This is a genomic window from Algorimicrobium echini (genome assembly GCF_900115185.1).
GTDB lineage: Bacteria > Bacteroidota > Bacteroidia > Flavobacteriales > Flavobacteriaceae > Algorimicrobium > Algorimicrobium echini.
Map to the genome: position 1 here is coordinate 1 of NZ_FOVN01000019.1, position 2,015 is coordinate 2,015.

The window sequence follows — 2,015 nt, forward strand, 5'->3', positions numbered from 1 at the left end:
AGTTTAAAAGGTTCTGAATACCGTCTAATTACTTTGTCATTTTTGTACATAATGTTTAAAATTATGTAGCCTTTATTCAGGACGGGTCAAGCTTGCGTACAACGGTTTTGTGTATGATTAGTGGCGTGATTTAGCAACTAATTTAGCAAATAAAAACCGAATAGAAAATCCGCGAGGATTTTCGTAAGTAGGCGAGAACTAGCCATTAATTATACACGTTGTTCTACGCAGTTTTTATTTCAGTATTTCTTTAATTTCTGCTTTTTCTCTTTCAGTCAATTCAAACCATTCTCCACGTAACCTTTTGTTTTCATATGATTTGTGTAATGAACTTTCAAAAGCTAAAGCAATTTTTCGGTTAGAAAACCCTTTTGAGGTTATTAGTTCAATAGTTGGCTTTTCGCTTTGTAAAGTTTTCTCTCGATATTCTGGATTATTAGATATTCCAATTTTGTAATAGCCATTTGCCAAATCTTTCATTAAATATAAATGGCAAACTTCTGTTAAACTGATTTCGTCTTTAAAATCAAGTTTCGATAATGGTTCATAATTTTCTATTCCGCCAACTATTTTATTATAATCTACGAATAAGTTTTTCAGAGCAATTTGTAAATTTTCTTTATTGTCGTATTTATGATGGGTTCCGCCAAAAGGTCGCATTCCTTCAATTTTTCTGTTTCCAGAAGTCAAAATTCGCCAGTCTTTTATTAGATTTTGAGATAGATATTCTAAATCCTCTTTGTATAATAAAATTCTATTTTCGTAAACTTGTTTATACGTGTCGTTTAGACTGTTATAAAGATGAAAAGATTTCTTTTCTATATCAAACTCCAAAACTTCATTGTTCTCAAATAATATATAAAATTTGTCTCCTATGTCAAGCATAAAATCTTTACTTGGATGTCTTAATATTAGATAATCTTTTCCCTCCAAATGATTTGCTGTTAGAAAAAGTCGATTAATATCAGGTTTAGTTGAAACCATATTTATAGTTCCATTCAAAACTTTTTCATAAAATTCATTTCCACCTAACGATTCCCATTCAAGATTGAATTTTTTAGTAAATGGGTCTGATTTTGAAATTGGAATGTTTGTCATTGTTAGTTTGGTCAAATTGCGTAGAACGGTTTTGTGTATGATTTCGTTGCGTGTTTCAGCAATTAAATTAGCAAATACAAACCGAATAGAAAATCCGCGAGGATTTTCGTAAGTAGGCGAGTACTAGCAATGAATTATACACGTTGTTGCCACCAGTTATTTTATTCCGATAACTTTTTCAATCGGTTCGTTAATATAATCAAATTCAAGTTTTTTCATTCTGTGTATTGGGCTGTCATATCCAACAATATTGTTTCCACTAAATGACCTTAAATCCAAAACTCGAAACTTCTTTTTGTATTTAGTCAGCGTTTGCTTTTTCAAGTCCACAATTCCGATTCTTTGAATTGTTCCACTAAAAAATGACCTATCCCAAATCGGTATTGCAATTTTTTGTCCGTTTCGAGTCCAAATTGCTGGTCCACCACAATTTTCGGAAATCAGAATTTCTTTATTGTCATTAAGTTTGATTTTACATTTTCCGCTCAAAGGTGCTCCCATTCCAACTTCGTTAAGGTTCGAATACTCTAACGTAGCTTTATTTTCATTTTCTTGTCCGTTTGAGTTTTCATTCGGAAAATCCCAAGCATTTGGATATTTCAGCGAATCCATTGAGAATCCAACTATTCTACCAATTGAAAGTTCGTCAAATTTTAATGCTTGAAGTATTGTTCGTGCTTTGTATTTGTCCGACTTTTTGGCTTTGTCAAACTCGTCCATTAATCCACTTACATAAAGGCGTTCATTTCCTGTCATTCCCTCAATTCCGACAACGCTATTTGCTTTTTCGTAGATTTCTTGTTTGGTCATTTCTCTAATTGGTGGCAACGGTAAGTGTATGAAATGGGCGAGTTTGCGTCCGAGGATTTTCCGCAGGAAAATCGGAAGGTAGCAAACGCACATTTACACTTGATTAG

General features: G+C 32.8%; 2 protein-coding genes. Both read right to left on the minus strand.

The features are described 5' to 3' along the window. Positions 1-234: 234 nt before the first annotated feature. A complete protein-coding gene (locus BM239_RS15205; protein WP_092210187.1) occupies positions 235-1,098 on the minus strand; it encodes a GIY-YIG nuclease family protein in 864 nt (287 codons plus the stop codon). Positions 1,099-1,254: 156 nt separating this feature from the next. After that, on the minus strand, positions 1,255-1,908 hold the full coding sequence (locus BM239_RS15210) for a hypothetical protein (protein ID WP_092210189.1): 654 nt from the start codon (positions 1,906-1,908) through the stop codon (positions 1,255-1,257). Positions 1,909-2,015: the final 107 nt, after the last annotated feature.